Annotated in this window: 1 protein-coding gene; it reads right to left on the minus strand. The window is 73.8% G+C overall.

All coding sequences use genetic code 11. From position 1 onward, the window contains the following. Positions 1 to 1318, minus strand: a 1318-nt coding sequence (locus AB0I73_RS41280) for an ArsR family transcriptional regulator (RefSeq protein WP_363045514.1), incomplete at its 3' end; no start/stop codon positions are given. Between the last annotated feature and the right edge of the window lie 123 nt (positions 1319 to 1441).

The raw sequence follows: 1441 nt of genomic DNA on the forward strand, positions 1-1441 counted from the left end.
GCAGGTCCATGACCTCGTCCCAGCGCGCCACCCCCACCGACAGCAGCGGTCCGGGACGGGCGTCGGCCCGGCCGCGTACGACCACCTCCGCTGCCACGTCCAAACCGGCGTGTTGCTCCGGATCGGGAAGCGAGCCCTGAGCCGCCGTCGCGGGGGGTGCGCCGAAGACGGCCTGGCCGGCGAAGTCCATGACCCAGTCCCGGCAGATCTGTGCGAAGTGGGGGCCGGCCACCGCGGAGTCGAAGACGGGACGCGCGCGCCGCCAGACTTCCCCGGCGTCCTGCTGTTCCAACGCCGAGCGCCGGGGCCGGACGACCGCGTGTTCGAAGGCGAGCAGCGGCTCTGCGATCCGCAGCCGAACCAGGTGCGGCCGGAAGGCGTCGGGTTCGCCGTACAGCAGGCCGTTCGTCTGCAGGAGCGCCAGGCAGTGTGAGGCGTCGGTGAGCGGCGTGCCCAGACACTCCGCGATCTCGCCCTGGGTCCGGCAGCCCGTGGCGATGGCGGCGAGCGCGGAGTGGCACAGCGCGCGGTCCCAGTGGTCGGTTCCCTCCTGCAGCAGGTGGTGCGGCTCCAGGAACAAGGGGGTGCGGGGGTTGAGGACGGTTCCGCATACCCAGGTGTCGAAGTCGTCCGGCCCGCTGGGGGCGTCGTCTGCGGCGTAGGGCCGGTAGGCGGGGGTTCCGCCCACGACGGCGTGGACCAGCAGGGCGAGGCGGGGGTCGTCGATGCCCCAGAACCGCGCGGCCTGCCGGAAGTCCAGCGGGCGAAGGGTGAGGTCCAGCTCGGCCAGTCCGTGCAGCGGTGCGGCCGCGCCGAACAGCCGGTGCATCACGGGCAGGGAACTGCCGCTGAGCAGCAGGCGCGTACGGTTGTTTCGCCCCGTCTCGCGCAGCCGCCGGTAGGCGCTGTGGATGACGGAGGGGAGCTCGGGACTCTGCCGCACCAGGTCGGGGAACTCGTCGAGGACGACCGGTACGGGCCGCCCTCGCTCACCCAGCGCGAGCAGCGCGTCGACGGCGTCCTCCCAGCGGGGCGGGTGGCCGGGTGGCGCTGCGCCCGCGTACCGGGCCAGCTCGTCGCCGAGACGGCGCAGGGACTCGGCCCGAGCGGCCTGCTGCGCCCCGAAACAAAAGCCGCCCAGGGCCGCGGTGAGCGCCTTCAGGAGGTGCGTCTTGCCCTGCCGCAGCCGGCCCGACACGACACCGAGTCCGGGGCCGGGCCGGGTGTCGCCGGCGAACGCGACGAGTGCGTCCCACTCGGCGTCGCGGTCGAAGATTGTTTCCGGCTTCGCGGGGCGGGAAACGTCGGACGGCGACACGGCTGCTCCCCTCGCTCGGCGGCGCCCCCACCCTCAGTACAACCTCGAATGCCGGACGCCGCGACACGCGCGGACACGCACTCGAGGGGTGCCGCGTTCCGCCGTCGGCTCAGGCCGGCTTCG

It is taken from the genome of Streptomyces sp. NPDC050388, from assembly GCF_040655635.1.
GTDB lineage: Bacteria > Actinomycetota > Actinomycetes > Streptomycetales > Streptomycetaceae > Streptomyces.